General features: G+C 72.6%; 14 protein-coding genes and 1 pseudogene. 8 read left to right on the plus strand and 7 right to left on the minus strand.

What is annotated here, in order from left to right:
* Nucleotides 1–74: 74 nt before the first annotated feature.
* Nucleotides 75–1607, plus strand: a complete 1533-nt coding sequence (locus ACWD35_RS11940; protein WP_451351047.1) for an amino acid permease — start codon at nucleotides 75–77, stop codon at nucleotides 1605–1607.
* Between the two features lie 213 nt (nucleotides 1608–1820).
* A complete protein-coding gene (locus ACWD35_RS11945; protein ID WP_451351048.1) occupies nucleotides 1821–2918 on the plus strand; it encodes a mechanosensitive ion channel family protein in 1098 nt (365 codons plus the stop codon).
* Nucleotides 2919–2936: 18 nt separating this feature from the next.
* Here ACWD35_RS11945 and ACWD35_RS11950 read toward each other — a convergent pair whose 3' ends face one another.
* Nucleotides 2937–4526, minus strand: a complete 1590-nt coding sequence (locus ACWD35_RS11950) for a M1 family metallopeptidase (RefSeq protein WP_451351049.1) — start codon at nucleotides 4524–4526, stop codon at nucleotides 2937–2939.
* Between the two features lie 236 nt (nucleotides 4527–4762).
* Here ACWD35_RS11950 and ACWD35_RS11955 point away from each other — a divergent pair, with 236 nt between their 5' ends.
* Nucleotides 4763–6982, plus strand: coding sequence for an NADP-dependent isocitrate dehydrogenase (locus ACWD35_RS11955; protein WP_451351050.1), 2220 nt, complete (start codon nucleotides 4763–4765; stop codon nucleotides 6980–6982).
* A gap of 123 nt (nucleotides 6983–7105) precedes the next feature.
* Here ACWD35_RS11955 and ACWD35_RS11960 read toward each other — a convergent pair.
* Nucleotides 7106–7315: pseudogene (locus tag ACWD35_RS11960) on the minus strand (DUF5713 family protein); the annotation flags it as partial.
* Between the two features lie 77 nt (nucleotides 7316–7392).
* Here ACWD35_RS11960 and ACWD35_RS11965 point away from each other — a divergent pair.
* The gene (locus ACWD35_RS11965; RefSeq protein WP_451351051.1) at nucleotides 7393–8199 is read left to right on the plus strand and encodes an N-formylglutamate amidohydrolase; all 807 of its coding nucleotides are present in this window, start codon (nucleotides 7393–7395) and stop codon (nucleotides 8197–8199) included.
* Nucleotides 8200–8269: 70 nt separating this feature from the next.
* A complete protein-coding gene (locus tag ACWD35_RS11970) occupies nucleotides 8270–9493 on the plus strand; it encodes a cytochrome P450 (protein WP_451351102.1) in 1224 nt (407 codons plus the stop codon).
* Between the two features lie 9 nt (nucleotides 9494–9502).
* On the opposite strand, the gene ACWD35_RS11975 is transcribed toward ACWD35_RS11970, so the two are convergent.
* The 3 genes from ACWD35_RS11975 to ACWD35_RS11985 all read right to left on the minus strand — a co-directional run bounded on the left by ACWD35_RS11975 (nucleotide 9503) and on the right by ACWD35_RS11985 (nucleotide 12110).
* Nucleotides 9503–9946, minus strand: coding sequence for a hypothetical protein (locus tag ACWD35_RS11975; RefSeq protein ID WP_451351103.1), 444 nt, complete (start codon nucleotides 9944–9946; stop codon nucleotides 9503–9505).
* Between the two features lie 104 nt (nucleotides 9947–10050).
* Nucleotides 10051–10689 (minus strand): RNA polymerase sigma factor, encoded by a 639-nt coding sequence (locus ACWD35_RS11980; protein ID WP_451351052.1) that lies wholly within the window; start codon nucleotides 10687–10689, stop codon nucleotides 10051–10053.
* Nucleotides 10686–12110, minus strand: a complete 1425-nt coding sequence (locus ACWD35_RS11985; RefSeq protein WP_451351053.1) for a S8/S53 family peptidase — start codon at nucleotides 12108–12110, stop codon at nucleotides 10686–10688. Before ACWD35_RS11985 ends, ACWD35_RS11980 begins: the two co-directional genes overlap by 4 nt.
* 86 nt (nucleotides 12111–12196) lie before the next feature.
* Between ACWD35_RS11985 and ACWD35_RS11990 the strand changes: the two genes are divergently transcribed.
* Nucleotides 12197–14809 (plus strand): CHAT domain-containing protein, encoded by a 2613-nt coding sequence (locus ACWD35_RS11990; RefSeq protein ID WP_451351054.1) that lies wholly within the window; start codon nucleotides 12197–12199, stop codon nucleotides 14807–14809.
* A 27-nt stretch (nucleotides 14810–14836) separates the two neighbouring features.
* On the opposite strand, the gene ACWD35_RS11995 is transcribed toward ACWD35_RS11990, so the two are convergent.
* The gene (locus ACWD35_RS11995; RefSeq protein ID WP_451351055.1) at nucleotides 14837–16651 is read right to left on the minus strand and encodes a LuxR family transcriptional regulator AbsR2; all 1815 of its coding nucleotides are present in this window, start codon (nucleotides 16649–16651) and stop codon (nucleotides 14837–14839) included.
* 94 nt (nucleotides 16652–16745) lie between these two features.
* On the opposite strand from ACWD35_RS11995, the gene absR1 reads away from it, so the two are divergent.
* Nucleotides 16746–17834 (plus strand): beta-glucuronidase AbsR1, encoded by a 1089-nt coding sequence (absR1, locus tag ACWD35_RS12000; protein WP_451351056.1) that lies wholly within the window; start codon nucleotides 16746–16748, stop codon nucleotides 17832–17834.
* A gap of 115 nt (nucleotides 17835–17949) precedes the next feature.
* Here the strand turns inward: absR1 and ACWD35_RS12005 are convergent, their stop codons facing one another.
* On the minus strand, nucleotides 17950–19254 hold the full coding sequence (locus ACWD35_RS12005) for an MFS transporter (protein WP_451351057.1): 1305 nt from the start codon (nucleotides 19252–19254) through the stop codon (nucleotides 17950–17952).
* Between the two features lie 99 nt (nucleotides 19255–19353).
* Between ACWD35_RS12005 and ACWD35_RS12010 the strand changes: the two genes are divergently transcribed.
* Complete coding sequence (locus ACWD35_RS12010) at nucleotides 19354–20439, plus strand: DUF5937 family protein (RefSeq protein ID WP_451351058.1); 1086 nt, start codon at nucleotides 19354–19356, stop codon at nucleotides 20437–20439.
* Nucleotides 20440–20500: the final 61 nt, after the last annotated feature.

Here is a 20500-nt window from a genome sequence, read left to right on the forward strand (position 1 = left end):
CACCCGCACCACCCCCGCACCTCCCCCGATCCCTGTAGTCCCTCTACTCCCGATCATCCCCCGGAGGCCCGCCCGTGTCCCACACCCCCGATCCCTCCCCATCGCCAGGTCTGCCGGCGCAGGACGAAGAGCAGCGCCTGCGCGAACTCGGTTACCGGCCGGTCCTGGCCCGCCGCATGGGCGGCTTCGGCAACTTCGCGATCAGCTTCTCGGTGATCTCGATCCTGTCCGGCTGCATGACCCTGTACGGCTTCGGCATGAACACCGGCGGGCCCGCCGTCATGCTGTGGGGCTGGGCCGGCGTCGGCCTGTTCGTGCTGTGCGTGGGCCTCGCACTCGCGGAGGTCACCAGCGCCTACCCGACCTCGGGGGCCCTGTACTACATGGCCGACCGGCTCGGCGGCCGGCGCTGGGGCTGGTACACAGGCTGGCTGAACCTGCTCGGCCTGCTCGGCGCGATCGCCGGTATCGACTACGGCGCCGCCCTGTTCACCGGCGCCTTCGCGAACCTCCAGTGGGGCTTCGAACCGACCACCGGCAAGACCATGCTGATCTTCTGCGCGATCCTGCTGGTGCACGCCGTGCTGAACCTGTTCGGGGTCCAGTTGGTCAGCGTGCTCAACTCGGTGAGCGTGTGGTGGCACCTGGTCGGTGTCGGACTCATCGTCGGGGCGCTCGCGATCGTCCCCGACCACCACCAGTCGGCGTCCTTCGTGTTCACCAAGTTCGTCAACAACACCGGCTGGCACAGCCCGATCTACGTGGCGGCGGTCGGTCTGCTGCTCGCGCAGTACACCTTCTCCGGCTACGACGCCTCCGCCCACCTGTCGGAGGAGACCTCCAACGCCTCGGTGTCCGCCGCGCGCGGCATCGTACGGTCCATCTGGGTGTCGTGGATCGCGGGCTTCGTGCTGCTCGCGGGCCTGACCTTCGCGATCAAGGACTACGCGGGCACGCTCGGCACCGACACCGGTGTGCCGCCGGCGCAGATCCTGCTCGACGGTCTCGGCACCGACGGTGCCAGCACGCTGCTGCTCGTCGTGATCATCGCCCAGCTGTTCTGCGGGAACGCCGAGGTGGCCGCGGCCAGCCGCATGGTGTTCGCGTTCAGCCGGGACGGGGCGCTGCCCGGCTCGCACCTGTGGCGCAAGGTCAGCACCCGTACCCAGACGCCGGTCGCCGCCGTGTGGCTGTCGGTCGTCGTCGCCGGTGTCCTCGCCCTGCCGTCCCTGTACTCGGCGACGGCGTACGGCGCGGTGACGGCCATCAACGTCATCGGCATCACCCCTGCCTACGCCATCCCGGTGCTGCTGCGGCTGCGCGCCGGCGACCGCTTCGAGCCGGGCCCGTGGCACCTGGGCCGGTGGAGCAAGCCGATCGGCTGGATCGCGGTCGTGTGGGTGGCCGCGGTGACGGTCCTGTTCTGCCTGCCGCAGTCCTCGCCGGTCACCGTGGACACGATGAACTACGCGTCGGTGGCCCTCGCCGTCGTCCTGGTCCTCGCCACCGTCTGGTGGTTCGTCGCCCGCCGTTCGTACGGCACGCCGACCACCGCCGCGTACGGCAGCGACCGCGACCAGGCCGAACTCGCGGAGGGCATCGTCTGATCGCGCGTCCGGGCGCACAGCTCTGAACGCGCGGCTGCGAGGGCCGGTCCGGGTGAGAACCGGCGTTCCGGATACGGCAGGATGAGCGATCGCGCGGGCACCGGTACTGCCGGTGACCCGCGCGTTCGCACATCCGGCACATCGAGCAGGTGACAACGTGACGAGACTTCACTCCAGGCTCTCCGCAGCAGCTTTGCGCCCCGGAGGTGACCGGTGAACCGGACGCCCACCCTGGACGACCTCGTCCTCGCCGGCATCGCCGTCGCGGCCGGTCTGCTGCTGGCCTTCCTGTCCCGGGGCGTGCTGCGCTGGCTCGCCAAGCACGCCAAGCGCACGCGCTGGAGCGGCGACGACGTCATCGTGGACGCGCTGCGCACCGTCGTCCCCTGGGCGGCGATCGCGGCCGGTGCCTCCTCCGCGGCGGTGGTGCTGCCGCTGACCCGGACCGTCCAGCACCACGTGAACCAGACCATCCAGGTGGGGCTGATCTTCGCGGTGACGGTGTCGGCGGCGCGGGTGATCGCGGGCCTGGTCCAGACGGTCACCCAGTCCCGCTCCGGCGTCGCCGGTTCGGCCACGATCTTCGTCAACATCACCCGGGCGCTGGTCCTGGCGATCGGCTTCCTGGTGGTCCTCCAGACCCTGGGCATCTCCATCGCACCCCTGCTCACGGCCTTGGGCGTGGGCGGTCTCGCGGTCGCCCTCGCCCTTCAGGACACGCTCGCCAACCTCTTCGCGGGCGTCCACATCCTCGCCTCCAAGACCGTCCAGCCGGGCGACTACATCCGGCTGAGCGGCGGCGAGGAGGGCTACGTCGTGGACATCAACTGGCGCCAGACGACCGTCCGCCAGCTGTCCAACAACCTGGTGGTCATCCCCAACGGCCAGCTCGCCAAGGCCAATATGACCAACTACACGCATCCCGAGCAGCGGTTGACGGTGCTGGTGCAGGTCGGGGTGGGCTACGACGCCGACCTCGAGCACGTGGAGCGGGTCACGGCGGAGGTCGTCGCGCAGACCATGCGCGAGGTCGAGGGCGCCGTCCCGGAACACGAGCCCGCCATCCGCTTCCACACATTCGGCGACACCCGGATCGGCTTCACGGTGATCCTCGGCGTCGGCGAGTTCAGCGACCAGTACCGCATCAAACACGAGTTCATCAAGCGCCTGCACCGCCGCTACCGCACGGAGGGCATCCGCGTCCCCGTCCCGGCGCGGACGGTGGCGCTGGAACAGGGGGCGGTGGTGATTCCGCAGCAGCGCAAGGGCGACAGCGAGCCGGGTGAGGTGCCCTCCGCCCGGCTCGACTGACGGCCTACGCCCGAGCGCCTACAGGGTGGCCGAGTTGTCGTGCCGGTGCCCGCCACGCAGGCTGTGCGGGGCCGTCAGGGACGAGGCCACCGGGGTGACCGTCCAGTCCGGGTGGCCGGGCATGCGGGGGGTCTTCGTGCCGTACAGCCAGTCGTGCAGGAAGCCGGACTGGTCCTGGCCGGAGACCTCCGTGGCGACGGCGATGTAGTCCTCCGTCGTCGCCGAGCCGCCCCGGAAGCGGTCCAGGAAGGTGCGCTCCACGTCGTGGAAGACGTCCTCGCCGACCAGCTGCCGGAAGGCGTACAGGACGAGGACGCCGCCCAGGTAGCGCTGGCTGTCGAAGAGGTTGACCGCGTTGGGAGCGGCGACCGCGCCCGAGTCGTGGCGCCACTGGTCGCCGCGGGCGTAGGTGTCCTTCATACGGGCCTCCAGTGAGGTGAGGCCCAGGGAGTCGGCCCAGCCGCGCTCGTAGCGGTACAGCAGCCCGTAGAAGTCGGCGTGGCCCTCGTTGAGCCACAGGTCGGCCCAGGTGGCGGGGCTGACCAGGTTGCCGAAGTAGGAGTGGACCAGCTCGTGCATCATGTGCGAGCCGATCCGCTTCTCCTCCTGGAGCAGGAAGTTCGGCTTGTAGAGGGTGAGGGTCTGGGTCTCCAGGCCCGTGAAGTCGAAGGCCTTGGGGTCGTCGGAGTTGCACGGCAGCAGGCCGTACGTCTCGAACGGGAAGGCGCCCAGGCGGTCCTCCAGCCAGGTCACCAGGCCGGGAGTGAGGGAGAGGGCCGGTTCCAGGGCGGCGGCGCGGGCGGTGGGGACCACGTCGCGCAGGGCCAGACCGTGCGGGCCCTCCCGGTCCTTGACCACGTAGTCGCCGACCGTGATCTGGACGAGTTCGGTGGCGATCGGCGAGAGCGAGCGGTACGAGTACGCCGTACGGTCGTCGTCCACCTCCTCCGTGTCGATGAGCAGGCCGTTCGCCACGCCGCGCAGCCCGTTCGGGACCGTGATGCGGAAGCTGAAGGCGGCCTTGTCCGACGGGTGGTCGTTGCACGGGAAGACGGTGTGCGCGGAGTTCGGCTGGGGGCAGATCGCGAACCCGTCGGGGGTGGGGACCCAGGCGGTGTGCGCGAGGGTGCGGCGCGGGTCGGCGGAGTACTCGACGCGGACGGTGACGCAGGCTTGCTCCGGGAGTGTCCCGGCGGGCGTGACGCGCAGCTTCTCGTCCACCTGTTCGAAGGCGGCGTCGCGGCCTCCGACGCGTACGGAGCGTACGTCCAGGCCGAGCGCGTCGAGGGAGAAGCGGGTCAGGGCCTCGGTGGTGCGTATCTTCAGGGTCGCGGTGGCGTCGACCAGTTTGGTCGTCGGGTCGTACGCGAGGTCGAGGTGGTACGACGACACGCGGTAGCCGTCGTTGCCGAGGGCCTGGTAGACCGGGTCGCCGAGGGTCTCCGGGCCCGTGGTCCCCGTGTCGTCCCCCGCGATCCCCCTGCCGTCCCCCTTGGCCCGCGCGGCCCCCGTGGCCGGTCGGGCGTGGGCCGCGGTGCCCGTGGTCAGTGCGGTCGCCGTGCCGATCAGGACGGCCGCCGGGGCCGTCACTCTGGTGCGATATCTCATGATCCGCTTTCGCTCGGGCGGCCGGGTGGTCGGTTCCGGCCGTCGATGAGTGGCGATCACCGAATGGGCGATCTTCTTGTCATGACCACCTGGACCACGGAATCGGTTGCACCAGCCGCGCGAATCGCTTGCACCCGGACTCCGACGTTGCCGAGTCGCGGACCCCTGTCGAGCCGGGGTCGATCACGAGATATCTTGATGTCGAGCAATGTTGCAGACGTGGAGCGGAGCACCCGGTGACTGACTCGACCATCTACTACACCTACACAGACGAGGCCCCGGCCCTCGCGACGCATTCCTTCCTGCCGGTGGTCCAGGCGTACGCCACCCAGGCCGGTGTGTCGGTGGAGACCCGCGACATCTCGCTGGCCGGGCGCATCATCGCCGTCTTCCCGGAGTACCTGAACGAGGACCAGCGCATCGCGGACGCCCTGCACGAGCTGGGCGAGCTGGCCAAGACGCCCGAGGCCAACATCGTCAAGCTGCCGAACATCTCGGCGTCCATCCCGCAGCTGAAGGCCGCCGTCGCCGAGCTCCAGGGCAAGGGCTACGCGCTGCCGGACTACCCGGACGACCCGAAGTCCGACGAGGAGCGCGAGATCCGCGCCCGCTACGACAAGATCAAGGGCTCCGCCGTCAACCCGGTGCTGCGTGAGGGCAACTCCGACCGCCGCGCCCCCGCCTCGGTGAAGAACTACGCCAAGACCCACCCGCACCGCATGGGCGCCTGGACCCCCGAGTCCAAGACCAATGTGGCGACCATGGGTGAGAACGACTTCCGCTCCACCGAGAAGTCCACGGTGATCGCCAAGGACGGTGCGCTGCGCATCGAGCTGGTCGCCGCGGACGGCACCACCACCGTGCTGCGCGAGTCCGTACCGGTCCTCAAGGACGAGGTCGTCGACGCCTCCGTCATGCGCGTCGCCGAGCTGGAGGAGTTCCTCGCCGCGCAGGTCGCCCGCGCCAAGGCCGAGGGCGTCCTGTTCTCCGTGCACCTGAAGGCCACGATGATGAAGGTCTCCGACCCGATCATCTTCGGCCACGTGGTGCGTGCCTTCTTCCCGAAGACCTTCGAGCAGTACGGCGAGACGCTGGCCGCCGCCGGCCTGTCCCCGAACGACGGTCTGGGCGCCATCCTCAAGGGCCTGGAGTCCCTGCCCGAGGGCGACGCGATCAAGGCGTCCTTCGAGGCGGAGATCGCCGAGGGCCCCGCGCTCGCCATGGTCGACTCCGACAAGGGCATCACCAACCTGCACGTCCCGTCGGACGTGATCGTCGACGCGTCCATGCCGGCCATGATCCGCACCTCCGGCCACATGTGGGGCCCGGACGGCCAGGAGGCCGACACCCTCGCGGTGCTGCCGGACTCGTCGTACTCCGGCGTCTACCAGGCCGTGATCGAGGACTGCCGCGCGAACGGCGCCTACGACCCGTCCACCATGGGCTCGGTGCCGAACGTCGGCCTGATGGCGCAGAAGGCCGAGGAGTACGGCTCCCACGACAAGACCTTCGAGATCGCGGCCCCGGGCACCGTCCGCCTGGTCGACCAGGACGGCACCGTCGTCCTGGAGCAGGCCGTCGCCGCCGGTGACATCTTCCGCGCCTGCCAGACCAAGGACGCCCCGATCCGCGACTGGGTCAAGCTGGCCGTCACCCGCGCCCGCGCCACCGGTGACCCGGCCGTGTTCTGGCTGGACGAGAACCGCGGCCACGACGCCGTGATCATCGAGAAGGTCAAGGCGTACCTGCCGGAGCACGACACCGAGGGCCTGGACATCAAGATCCTCTCCCCGGTCGAGGCCACCAAGCTGTCCATCGAGCGCATCCGCCGCGGCGAGAACACGATCTCCGTCACCGGCAACGTCCTGCGCGACTACCTCACCGACCTCTTCCCGATCCTGGAGCTGGGCACCAGCGCCAAGATGCTGTCGGTCGTCCCGCTGATGGCGGGCGGCGGCCTGTTCGAGACGGGCGCCGGCGGCTCCGCGCCGAAGCACGTCCAGCAGCTGGTCAAGGAGAACTACCTGCGCTGGGACTCGCTGGGTGAGTTCTTCGCCCTGGTGCCGTCCTTCGAGCAGTACGCCGAGGCCACCGGCAACGCGCGCGCCAAGGTCCTCGCCGACACCCTCGACCGGGCCACGGCGACCTTCCTCAACGAGGACAAGTCCCCGACCCGTCGCGTCGGCGGCATCGACAACCGCGGCAGCCACTTCTACCTGTCCCTGTACTGGGCCCAGGAGCTGGCCGCGCAGACCGCCGACGCCGACCTGGCGAAGGCCTTCGCGCCGCTCGCCGAGACGCTCGCGGCCAACGAGCAGAAGATCGTCGAAGAGCTGATCGCCGTCCAGGGCTCCGCGGCCGACATCGGCGGCTACTACCAGCCGGAGAAGGCGAAGGCGGACGCGGTCATGCGCCCGTCGGCCACCTGGAACGAGGCCCTGGCGTCCCTGAGCTGACACCCGGAGCCTGAGGGCCCCTGAACGTCCCCGCCCCGGTCGGCACTGCCCGGCCGGGGCGGGGGCGTGTCACGACCGCACCGGGGCGGACGGCAGGGCGCAGGCGAGCAGGGTCGACCCGCCTCACCACTCCCGGGTCGCGATCAGCTCCTCCGCGTCCGCGTCCTCGAAGCCGTAGGCCCGCGCGACGAACCGGAAGTCGCCGCCTATCTCCTCGCGGGCCACGGTCTCGATCTCGCTCCCGGCCGCCTCGAACTCGGCTTCCAGGGCGTTGAACTCCTCGGTGGCGGCCTGGGTCAGCCGGTAGAGCGCGGCCAGGTCGGCGGCATGCTCCCGCCCCGCCTTGCTCCGTACTGATGTGGCACCTTGATCCTGCACCACGCCACTGACAACGCCCCCTGGAGCAGCCCGTGACCCGGATCGCCCCCTCGTTCGAGCTTCTGCCCGGTGCCGCCGAGTCGCCCGTGCTGCTGCATGTGCCGCACTCCGCGCGGGCGATACCCGGCGATGTGCGCAAGGGGATCCTGCTCGACGACGCCGCGCTGGAGCGGGAGTTGGATCACATCACCGATGGGCACACCGCGCGGATCGCGGAGCGGGCCGCCGGGCTGGCCGGGGTCGCGCCCTGGCGGTTCGTCAACCGGCTGTCGCGGCTGGTGGTGGATCCGGAGCGGTTCCCGGACGAGCGGGAGGAGATGCTCGCCGTGGGGATGGGGGCGGTCTACACGCGGACCACGCACCGGGAGGAGCTGCGGGCCGCGGACACCGACCCCGAGCCGTTGGTCGCGCGGTATTTCCGGCCGTACGCGCGGGCCATGACCGAAGCGGTGGAGGGGCGGCTCGCCGCCACCGGGCGGGCCGTCGTGATCGATGTGCACTCCTACCCCAGCGAGGCGCTGCCCTACGAACTGCACGGCAGCGGACCTCGTCCGCCCGTGTGTCTCGGTACGGACGCCTTCCACACGCCGCCGGAGCTGCGGGAGGCGGCACGGTCGGCGTTCGCGGAGTGTGGGGAGACGGGGCTGGACAGCCCGTTCAGCGGGACGTACGTGCCGCTGGAGTACTACGGGCGGGACAGCCGGGTGAGCGCGCTGATGGTGGAGATCCGCCGGGACACGTACATGTCCGAGCCCGGCGGTCCGGCCGGGCCGGGGCTGGAACGGCTCGCCGCCGCGCTGGCCGCGCTCGTGGACGCCGTACAGGCCGTACAGCCGTAGCGCCCTCCGACTGGAGCATTCCCGCAGGACAGCGGGCGGGGCGCGTACGAGGGTGAAGGGCATGACAGGCATGACCGAGGAGACCGGGGGCACGCTCGCCGGCCATCCGCTGCCGCCCGTGCGGGACTGGCTGCCGCTGGACCTGGACGGCACGGAGTTCGACCCGACCCTCACCGAGCTGATGCGCGAGGGCCCGCTGACCCGGATCCGGCTGCCGTTCGGCGAGGGCTGGGCCTGGCTGGCCACCCGGTACGAGGACGTCAAGCTGGTCACCAACGATCCGCGGTTCAGCCGGGCCGAGGTCCTCCGGCGTCAAGTGACCCGGCTCGCCCCGAACTTCGCTCCCCGCCCGGGCTCGCTGGCCTGGGCCGACCAGCCCGAGCACAACCGGCTGCGCAAGCCGGTCGCCGCCGCCTTCACCGTCGGCGCGATGAAGCGGCTGCGGCCCCGCGCGCAGGAGATCCTGGACGAGCTGGTGGACGGGATCGTACGGGACGGACCGCCCGCGGATCTGGTCGAGCGCGTGCTGGAGCCGTTCCCGCTCACGGTCGTGAGCGAGGTGGTGGGGGTGCCGCCCGCCGACCGGGAGCAGGTGCACGCCTGGACCCGGGAGATCATCTCCACCACCGGCGACGAGGCCGCCGGCCGGGCCAAGCAGGGCATGTACGAGTGGATCACCCGGACCGTCCGGGCCCGGGCCACGAGCCCCGGACAGGACGTGTACTCGCTGCTCGGAGTCGCCGTCGCACGCGGTGAGATCGCCGAGGAGGAGGCCGTCGGCCTAGCCGGTCCGCTGCAGATCGGCGGCGAGGCCGTCACCCACAACTGCGGGCAGATGCTGTTCCTGCTGCTGACCCGGCCGGAGCTGATGGAGCGGATGCGCGCCCGCCCAAAGGCGCGCGGTCCCGTCCTGGACGAGCTGCTGCGCTACATCCCGCACCGCAGCACGGTCGGGCTCGCCCGCATCGCGCTGGAGGACGTGGAGCTGGCCGGCCACCGGATCACCGCGGGCGAGCCCGTGTACGTCTCCTACCTGGCCGCCAACCGCGACCCGGACGCCTTCCCCGACCCGGACGCCCTCCACCCCGACCGCGACGCCAACTCGCACCTGGCCTTCGGTCATGGCCCGCACTACTGCACCGGCGCCGTCCTCGCCCGGCTGCAGACCGAGCTGCTGGTCGACACGCTGCTGGACCGGCTGCCCGGGCTGCGGCTGGCGGTGCGGCCCGAGGAGGTGCAGTGGCGGCACAAGACGATGATCCGGGGGCCGCGGACCCTGCCCGTCACCTGGTGACCGGCTCCCTCAGGCGCGCAGCCACTCCGTGACGACCACCTCCCCGCCCGTCCGCAGCCTGAGCGCGAACGGGCCGGCGGGCGGGGTGTCGCTGGAGAACCGGCCCAGGGTGTCGACCGGGACCGGCCGGGCGGTCCGCGGGCCGCCGAGCACCTCGATGCTCGCCGAACCCGGCGGCAGCACCTGGCCGATCAGGCCCTCCTCGGTGACCTCGATGTCGACGGTCAGCTCGCCCGCGCGGAAGGTCAGCATCCGCGGCGGGGCGGTGACTCCCCTGACCGGCAGCGCGTCCACGAGCGAGTCGAAGGCCAGCTCGGCGACCCGGGCTTCGAGGTCGTGCAACGCGAAGGCGTCGAGGGCCAGTTGGCGCAGCTCGGCGGGGACGGGGTCCAGGACGGCGGCGGCCTGGCGCAGCTCCTCCTCCAGCAGCGCGTCCTGCAACTCGTCCTGCATCACGGCGTTCTCGTCCCTCTCAGAGTCCTCGGCGGTCTCGGCGTTCTCGTCCCTCTCGAAGTTCTCGGCGCTCTCGTCCTTCTCCGCTTTCTCGTCGTAGCCGTTCACTCCGCCCCCCGTGCGGTCATCCGGGCCCGCAGCCGGCGCAGGCAGCGCTGGCGCAGGGGGCCGATACTGCCGACCGCGATGCCGAGCGCGGCCGAGATCTCCGTATAGCTGGGCGGCGGCGAGGACATCAGCACGCGCAGCAACTGCCGGCAGCGGTCCCCGAGCGCGTCCAGCTCCTGCCACAGGCAGCGGACCCGCTCGGCCTGGGCCGCCGCCTCCTCCGAGTCGATCAGCGACTGCTCCGGCGTCCGGTCCTCGCTGGCCCGGTCCAGGATCTGCGGGTCGTCGGTCAGCGTCAGCCGCGCGAGCCCCTTGAGCACCTTCAGGCACTCGTGGCGTGCCGTACTGGCCAGCCAGGAGCCGGCCTTGTCGGGTTCGCGGATACGGCCGAGGTGCTGGGCGAAGCGGAACCACACGGTCTGGTAGACCTCGTGTCCGTCGGCGTCGGAGAGCCGGTGTGCGCGCACCACCGACCACACCAGCGGGCTCATGCCCTCCACCAGCGCCTTCCAGGCCGCGGCGTCGCCGTCGACGGCGGACTGGACCAGCTCGCCGACCTCTGTTCGGTCCACGGTTCCACCCCTCGTGTACGGCACGTCATCGTACGCCGTGGAGAGGGCCGTTCCGCACCTCATGCGGGCTGAGCGGGGATCGCGACGGGCATCGGGCGCCAGGTGGACGGGCGGAGCACCGGTACGTGCGCCCCGCGCACGTCCGCGCGCTCGATGACGGCGGCGAGCACCTGTGCGCGCGCCGCGCGCGGGTCGCGCTCCTGATGCGCCGTCATGTGAGCCGCGATGAGCCCGGCGGCGACCGGCGTGGCGAACGACGTGCCGCTCCACTGCGCGAGCCCGTCGAACATCACCTGGTCCGGCTTGGCCGCGGTGCTCTCCCGCGCCTCGCTCAACACGCCGATGTGGCGCGGGAACTGGCAGGTGCAGGCGTAGTCGCAGCCGTACCGGCAGGCGTCGTAGGTGGAGTGCTGGTAGACGTACGGCACGGGCGTGGCGAAGCCGGTGAGGGCGCTGGTGAGGCGCTCGCCGGGGGCGTAGACCCGCACCCAGGGGCCGTGGTTGCTGAAGCAGGCGCCACCGTCGCCGTCCGACCGCAGGGCGCCCACCGAGAGCACGCTGTCCGCGTACTCGGGCAGGGAGGCGTACGCGGCGGGCCAGAAGGGCGTGTCGCTCGCGTTGTTACCGGCGGCGGCCACCAACAGGGTGCGCTGCTCGCGCAGTTCGCTCATGAAGGCGTCGAGGCCGATGAGCCCGTCGGTGCTGCTGCTCGTGGTGCCCGCGGACAGGCTGATGATGTCGGGCCAGCCGCCCCGGTCGACGGCCTCGAAGAGCCTGGCGCCGAACTCGGACTCCAGGACGGCGCCCGCGTCGGCGAGAGTCCCCCGTACGGTGATGTCGGTGTTGGGCGCGACCGCCGCGACGATCCCGGCGATGAACGTGCCGTGGCCGACGTACTGCCGCAGCACGCCGAAGGCGTCGGTCTCGGTCGCCTGGGTGTCGCCGGTGGTGTGGGCGAGCAGCGGGTAGGACCCGTGGTCGTGCACCAGGCCGGTGTCGATGACGAGCACGCCGACGGCGCTGCCCGCGTCGTACGCGCCGTCGCTCGGCGCCGGGTTGGGCGCTCCGTTGCGCGGGACGGGCACGGGTTCGTCGCCGGGACAGGCGTTCACCGCGATGTGCACGACGTGGTTGCGGCCGACCAGCCTGCGGCCCCCGCGGTCCTCGGCCCCCCGCAGTGCGCCCAGCGCGTGGTGCACGGTGTCCTCGCCCAGGGTCGGGTCGCCGACCTGGATGCGGGTGACGCCGGTGCGGTTGGTGGCCGGGCCGGCCCGGCGCACATGGTCGGGGACGAGTCCCTCGGTGGCCGTGAAGTGGTCGCGCACGGTGTCCTCGACGAGCCGGGCCTCATGGCCGTCGCGGGCGAGCACGACACCCTTCTCGTAGAGGAAGTGGGCGTCGTCGTCCGGGCCCATCGCGAGCGGGACGTCCGAGAGCGCGCGCTGGATGTGGTCGAACTGTTCGTGGAATCGCTGTGGAGCCATGGTGTGTCCTCCCCCTGGAGACGGTGTTCGACAGTGAGAGTCGGCGAAACACCGATTGATACAGCTTGATACAGCAGGCCACTACCATGCGTGGCGTGACAGCGGGAAGCGAGTCGATCCTCGAACTGCTGCCGATGGTGTTCGCCGACCCCGGTGAGGCGCGGGCCCGCGCCGAGCAGGTGCTGCGGACCGATGCGTCGCCGTTGCACGGCAGCGTCGCCCACCAGGTGCTCGGCATCTGGCAGCGGGACTTCGGCGACCTGACGATCGCGTTGCGGCATCTGCGGCGGGCCCGGGACCTGGCCGCGCGTGCCGATTCGGCCGATCGTGAGGCGGACGTGCTCGCAACGCTGGGGGTCGCACTGGTGCACGCGGGGCGCACGCGGCACGGGCTGGCGTCGTTCGAACGGGGTGTCGCACGGGGCAGCGGACACACCCGGGCCCGCGTGCTGTACCGGCGCGCCTATGTGTGGTGGGTGCTGGGCCGGCACCGGGAGGCGCTGGAGGACGTACGGCGGGCGCTGCCGGTGCTGCGGCAGGCCGGTGACGGCATCTGGACCGCGCGGGCGCTGACCCTGCGGGCAACCGTGCATCTGGCGCTGGGCGCGGTGGACCGGGCGGACGCCGACTTCACGGCGGCCGAGCGGCTGTGGGAGACCACTGGCCAGGAGCACGACAAGGCGGACGCGGTGGAGAGCCGGGGGCTGGCCGCGTTCCGCTCCGGGGACATCCCGGCGGCGCTGCGGCTGCTGGACGAGGCCGGGGAGCGGTACGCCAAGCTCGGCACGCCGACGTTCATGCTGTCCGTCCGCCGCTGCGAGGTGCTGATGGCGGCGGGGCTCGCGCCGGAGGCGCTGGCCGAGGCGGACGTGGCGATCACGCTGCTGGACCGGATCGGCGGGCAGTCCACGCGCAAGGCGGAGCTGCTGCTCGCCGCGGCGCGGGCCGCCCGGTCGGCCGGGGACCCGCACACCGCGATCGCGCGGGCTGCCGTCGCCGTCCGGCTGTTCGCGGCGCAGCGGCGGCCCTGGTGGGAGACGCACGCCCAACTGGTGCTGATCGAGGCGCGGGTGGCGGCCGGACGCAGTTCGGGGCGGCTGGTCGCGGACGCGGCGGCGGTCGCGGAGCGGCTGGCCTCCTTCGGCTCTCCGGCGGCCCCCGAGGCCTCGCTGCTCGCGGGCCGCATCGCGCTCGCGCTGGGCTGGACCGCGGACGCGGAACGGCATCTGGCGGTGGCCGCGCGCAGCCGGCACGGCGGGCCGCCGCCGGCCCGGCTGACGGGCTGGGCGGCGCAGGCGCTGCGGGCGCGGGCGGCCGGTTCGCGGCGCGGGGTGCTGGAGGCCTGCCGGCGCGGCCTGGCCGTGCTCGACGACCACCGGATGACGCTCGGCGCCTCGGAGCTGCGCGCCCACGTCACCGCGCAGGGCGCCGAACTGGCCGCGCTGGCACAGGAGATGAGCCTGGCCCACGGCGGTCCGCGACGACTGCTGGAGTGGAGCGAGCGCTGGCGGGCGACCGTGCTGTCCGCGCCGCCGACCCGGCCGCCCGCCGATCCGGCGCTGCTGAGCGGACTGACCGCCTACCGGGAGATAGCGGCCCGCGCGGAGGCCGCCCGCATGGAGGGCCGCCCGGTACCGGCGCTGGAGCGCGAACAGCGGCGCCTGGAACGGGAGATCCGCTCCCGCACCCACCACATACGCGGTGCCGCGGCCGGCGACGGGGACCGCTTCGACGCGGCCCGGCTGCTGGAGCGGCTCGGCGACGTGCGGCTGGTCGAACTGGCCGTGGTGGACGGGCAGGTGCACGTCCTGCTGTGCGGGCAGGGGAAGGTACGGCGGTTCGCGGGCGGGGCGCTGGCGGAGGCGGTCGCCGAGGCCGAGTACGTCCAGGCCGGGCTACGGCGGCTCGCACATCCCGGGGCCGAGGCGCGGCTGCCGCTGGTGGAGATGGCAGGGCAGCGGCTTCAGGAGCTGCTGCTGGGCGACGCCGTCGCGCACCTCGGGTCCGGGCCGGTGGTGATCGTGCCGCCGGGCGCGCTGCACCGGGTGCCGTGGGCGCTGCTGCCCGCGCTGCGCGAGCGGGTGCTGAGCGTGTCGCCGTCGGCGAGCAGCTGGCTGCGTGCCCGGGAGACGGAGCCGCCGCCCGGCGGCCGGCTGGTGCTGGTACGCGGCCCGGGACTGGCGACGGGCGGCGCCGAGGTGACGGAGCTGGCGGACCGCTACGGTACGGCGACCGTGCTGGAGGACGACGACGCGCAGGTGCCGCGCGTGCTCGCGGAACTCGACGGCGCGGCCCTCGCCCACCTCGCGGCCCACGGCACGTTCCGCGCGGACAGTCCGCTGTTCTCCGCGCTGCGGATGGCCGACGGCCCGCTGATCGTGCACGACTTCGAGCGGCTCGCGCGCAGCCCGTACCGGATCATCCTGGGCAGCTGCGACACCGCCCGGCTCGCGTCGGTCGGCGCCGACGAACTCCTCGGCCTGGTCACGGCGTTGCTGCCACTGGGCACGGCCGGGGTGGTGGCGGCGAGCGCGCCGGTCAACGATGCCGCGGTGGTGCCGCTGATGTTCGCCCTGCACAAGGGCCTCGGCGCGGGCCTCTCCCTGGCCGAGGCCCTGCGCGACGCCCGAGCCGCACTGCCCGGGGACGCGCTCCACCAGGCGACGGGCTGGGCGTTCGCGGCGTTCGGGGCTGCGTGAGGGGTGTTTGAGGTGGCGTGAGGGGCCTCAGGCCGACCTCCGCTCCGGCTGGTCCACCAGCCATGGCAGCGCGCCCCGGTCGCTCGCGCCGAGCCGGGCGTAGGCGCCGTAGAGGTGGTTGCCGACCGTGCGGACGGACAGAGTCAGCTTCTCGGCGATCTGCCGGTTGCTCAGACCCGCCGCCGCGAGCGTGACGATCTGCCGCTGCCGGGCGGTCAGTTCACCGAGGACGAGTCCGGACAGGGCCGGGGTGCGGGCGCCCTGGCAGCGGCGGGCGAGGGTGACCGCGCGGGTGCGGGAGAGGCGGGCGGCCCGGGGGTCGCGGTGGGCGCGTACGGCCTGGGCGTGCGCCTCGGCCGCGAACAGCAGGAAGCCGCGCTCCTCCAGCGCCTCGGCCACCCGGTCCAGGGCGGGTCCGTCGCCGCGGGAGAGGGCTTCGGCGTGCCGGGCGAACACCCCGCCGGCCGGCAGCCGCCCGGCGACCCGTTCGGGAGCGCCGAGGCGGACGGCGTCGTAGCGGGCGAGTATGTCGTCGTCCGCGGTACGGCCGACCGGAGTGGCGTCAGGTGCGGCGGACTCCGCCGACATCCCTTCGGCCAGGTCGAGTTCGGCACGGCAGCCGGTGTCGGCCGGGGTCGCCCGCAGCCCCTCCCGGGCCCAGGCCGCCGCCTCCCGCAGCTCTCCGCGCAGCCGGGCGTGCCGGGCGCGCGCGGCGGCGTACCCGGCAGGCACAGGCAGGCCCTCGGCCGACAGCCAGTCCCCCACCGGCGTCGGCACGGACCGCACGTCCAGCTCCGCCAACCGCCGCTCCAGGCTGGCCTGTTCGGCTGCGAGGGCGGGCCGGAGGCGGTCCGGGGTACGGGCGAGCCGACGGGCCCGCAGCCGCCCGGCCGTGGCGCGCAGGGCGGGTCCGTGCAGCGGGTGGGCCAGGGTGACGGCGCCCTGCTCGTCGGCGTGGATCAGACCGTCCTCCTCCAGGCGTTCGAGGACGTCGACGTCGAAGTCGGTCAGGGGCAGCGGCAGGGGCTCGGCGAACGCGAGGCGTTCCAGGGTGTCGCGTTCGCCGGGGCCGGTCCGCTCCAGGGCGGGTGCCAGGCGCTCGCGGACGGCCGCGGTGACGGGGAGCGGGCCGCGCCATGCCAACTGGCCGGTGTCCGCAAGCCGGTTCAGGCAACCGGAGCCACACAGCGCGCCCAACAGCTCACGCAGCAGCCGCAGATCGCCCCGGCACACGCGGTACAGGCGGCGCACGGTGAGCGGTTCCAGTCCGTCGGATGGGGGTCCCCCCGGTCGAGTCTGTTCGAGACTGGGGGAGAGCAGTTGAGCGGTGTCCTCGTGGGGCAGCGGCGCCAGGGCCAGCCGGGGCAGCAGCTCCCCGGTCCACAGCCGGGACACCGCGGCCGGTGCAGGGGTACCGTCCGCCGCGGCGACGAGCAGACGGGTGCGTCCGTGCACGGCGAGCTGGTGCACGAGCGCGGCGGAGGCCTCGTCCAGCAGCTGGGCGTCGTCCACGACCAGGAGCCGTACGCCGGACAGGAGGTGGACCGCGCGGTGCAGCGAGACGGTGTCGGGCAGCAGGTGCGCGAAGGCCGCGAACCGCAGCCCTCGGATCTCGGGCGTCCCGGTCACCCGGACGCAGTCCGTGCCCCGGACCGCCTCCGTGATCAGCCGGGTCTTGCCGCGACCGGCCGGCCCGGTCACCACGATGCCGGGCCGCCCGGCGGTCAACGACCAGCGAACCAAGTCCAGTTCGGCCTCCCGGCCGGTGAACGACCAGGGCAGTTCCAGCGCCCTTGCGTCGGTCCTCACGTCAGTCCTCGCACCCTGTTCGTAAGTCGTCACATCAACTGGAGTGCGATTACTCAGATTTGATACACAGCGACTTGAGTAGCCCCTGACTCAGGCGCGTGCCCGGCGGGAGCGGCAGGCTGGACGCATGACCCGACATCTCTGCTCGCTCCCGCAGCAGTCGGCACCGGCCTTCCCGCCGGGGCTGACCGCCGAGCGGCTGGGCGCGCTGCTGGGCGGGCGGCGGATGTGGGTCAACGGCACGGTCCTGCACTACCACTTCTACGACGCCGACTCCGACGCCTCGGTGATCCCGGTCCCCGGGACCGGGGAGCTGCGCCAGGTGCCGTGGGCCGGCGGCAAGGAACAGCGGGACGTGGTGCGCGAGTGCTTCCGCGAGTGGCAGGACCTCGGCATCGGCATCACCTTCGCCGAGGTCGGCGACCGGCACGAGGCGGAACTGCGGATCGGGTTCCAGGCCGGTGCCGGGTCCTGGTCGGCGGTGGGCCGGGACGCGCTGTCGGTCGGCCAGGGCGAGCGCACCATGAACCTGGGCTGGGACGTGACCGCGCCGGGCGAACGTGCCACGGTGCTGCACCAGATCGGGCACGCGCTCGGCATGCTCCACGAGCACCAGAGTCCGTTCGCCGGTATCCACTGGGACGACGAGGCCGTGTACGCGGAGCTGGCGGGCCCGCCCCACTTCTGGAACCGGCAGACGACCTACGACAACATCCTGCGCAAGCTGGACGCCTGCGAGGCGGCCGGCCCGGTGTGGGATCCGCAGTCGTTGATGGAGTTCCCGTTCGGGCCCGGACTGATCCTGGAACCGGAGCGGTACCGGGGCGGGTTGCAGCCGCCCGGTGTGCTGTCCCCGGCCGACAAGGAGTTCGCGCTCCGCTGGTATCCGCCCGTCGCGGCGCCCCGGCCGCCGGCCGCGCTGGTGCCGTTCCGCTCGGCTCCGCTCAGGCTCGGCCCGCGTGAGCAGGCCGACTTCACCGTCGAGCCGCCGGAGACCCGCGACTACACCGTGGGCACCTTCGGCGACGCCGACACCGTGCTGATGGTCTTCGAGGAGCGCGACGGGGAACCGCGCTTCCTCGCGGGCCACGACGACGGGGGCACCTCGCAGAACGCCGCCGTCAGGGTCCGGTTCGTCATGGGCCGCCGCTATGTCGTCCGGGTCCGCCTCTACTCCACGTGGGGTGCGGGAGAGACCGCGGTCATGTGCTGGTGACGGCACACGGACGACCGTACGACCGTACGACCGTACGACCACAGTCCGGCACCGGGGGGAAGGGGTCGCGGACATCATCCCCGGGGGAGGTGATGTCCGCGGCCACGCCGTGTCATCATGCCCGGCCCTGACCACCGTTGAGGTTGCGGTAGCGGGTCCGGGATCCGCTCGGCATGCCCCGCCCAGTCCAAGAAGGGCGCCCGGGACCGTCGCTGAGCCGAGTTCCCTGGTCCTTCTCGGTGGCGACGGCGGACGCGGAGAGAAGCGTCCCGGCGGCGAGGCTGCCCCAGAGGGCGGCCGGGCCGTGGGGCGCGAGTGCGGTGATGACCGCCGGGGAGACGGCGAGGCCGAAGCCCGTGGAGAGCCCGAAGCGGGCGAGGGCGCGCCCCAGGACATGGGCGGGGGCGAGGGCGGTGACGAGCGCGGTGGCGCTGCCCGCGTAGATGATCTCGCCGAGGGTGCAGACCACGGACACCGTGGCGACGGCCGGGGCACCCCAGCCGGGTCCCAGTGAAGTGGCCGCGAGGAAGCCGAGGTAGGACGCGGCGAGTACCACGCCGGCGAGAGCCAGCACGGTCCGCCGCGAGTAGCGGGACATCAGGACGGTGACCGGAACCTGCAGGGTGACCACCAGCACCGTGTTGGCCACGAATATGGCTGCCGACCACACCGGGGACGCGTGCAACTGGGTCACCAGGACCAGAGGGAGCGCGATTTCGGGGACGTTGAGGCAGAAGACGTAGATCACGTTGGCGGCCAGCAGCGCGCGCATCCGGGGTGCGCGAGCGCCCTCCGTGTCCTTGGCCGGGGTGGCGGCCGGATGCGCGTGGAGGTGGACCGACCACGCCAAGGCCGCCGCGGCGAGATAGGCGAGCCCGGTGACGGCTGCCAGCGCCTGCAATGCGGTGGTGCCGCCCGCCAGGCATGCGGTGGCGATGAGCGCGCCCACGCCCAGGCCGGCGTTGCGCAGGGCGCGGCCTCCAGCGAGAGCGGCATCGCGTAGCCGGCCGTGGGCGACCGTGGCCACGAGCGCCGCGTGGGCGGCGGGCCATGCCTGGTTGCCGATGCCGAGGAAGAGCGCCGCCGTCGCGAACAGCCAGACGTGCCCGGCCGGGGTGGCCAGCAGCAGCGCCACGCCCAGCACCCGCACCAGCATCGACGCCGCCACGACCGTGCTGCGTGCGCCCCGGTCCAGCCATCGGCCCACCGCGGGCATGCACACCAGACCCGCGACGACGCCGACCGCCATGGCGGTGCCGGTGGCCGGCGCGGACAGTCTCAGCACCGTCACCCCGTAGAGCAGCAGAAAGGGCCGCAGCAGGCCGGTGCCGAGCGCATCCACCGCCAGGGCGACGGCATAGCGGGGGCCTCCGGAGGCACGGACGAAGGCGCGAGGATGGATCTTGGTGGTGGTTGCCATGGAGTCAAACGGTGCGTCCGACCGCCGGGCCGGGCACGTCGGTTGACGGATACCGTCAACCGACGCCGTCCCCGGCCGTCCGATCAGCGATGATGAGGGGTGACGTTGAGGATCGACATCAGCGGACTGCCGTCCGAGCGACTGCGGTTCGCCGCCTCCCCGCTGGCCGAGCTGACCGCGATGCTGCACGTGCTGGCCGAAACCGGGCATCATCCGCAGTTCGCCGGCTGGGCCGGGGACGTCCGGGCCGGGCTGCGGCCGGAGTTGGCCGAGCGGCTCCAGGAGGCGGAGTTCCTCTGGCGTTCCTCGCAAGCCGACTTCCTGATACCCGCCCGACCTCGGCCGACCCTCGCCGAGGAGTTGGACGACGTGGACCGGATCGACGACGAAACGTATGTGACCGCCGCGCTCGTCACCACGTGCGGCAGCAACCGGGTCCACTTCCGTGCGCGGTCGCCGCTCGCCGACGCGACTGCGCGCGAGTGGGTCCTGGACCTGGCCCAGGCCCGCGGCGCGCGGCAGGAGGCCTTCGCGGAACGGCTGCTCGCGGACCCGGCCGCGGTGCGGGCGCGGGTGCGCCACACGCTCGAACAGTGCGCCGAGGCATTCTTCGACGCCGCCTGGACGGGCGTCGCGGTGCAGCTCGCCACCGACCTGCGTCTGAAGAACGACCTGCTGAAGCGTCAGGGCATCGGGGCGGCACTCGCATCGGTCTCCGGCGCCGTCACCCTGGCACCGGACGGCGACTGCATCGTCGTGGACAAGCTGCAGGACAACGCGACCGCCGCCCACGGCACCGGGGTCACGTTCATCCCCAGTGTCTTCGGCAGCCCGCACCTGGTGGTGGTCCACGCGCGCGGGTGGCAGCCGGTGGTGCAGTACCCCGTGGCCGAGCCGAGTCCTTCGGAGCCGGTGTCGTTGGAAACGGTCACGCTACGGCTGGAGGCACTCTCACATCCGGTACGGCTGCGGCTGCTGCGCACCCTGGCCCGCGGCCCGCGCACCACCGCTGAACTGGCCCACGTCTGGGAACTCTCACGCCCGGAGGTTTCCCGCCACCTCGCTGTCCTGCGCCGCGCGGGCCTGCTCACGGCCCGGCGGCACGGCCGTTACGTCCGCTACACCCTCAACCTGCCCGACCTGACGGCGCTGGGCGCCGACCTCCTGGCGGCCGTGCTGCGCTGAGTGGCTTCGCGGCGCGGGTGTGAACGGGGTCTCCTCAGAGAGGGAAACATGTGACATAGTA

It is taken from the genome of Streptomyces sp. NPDC002671 (assembly GCF_053592475.1).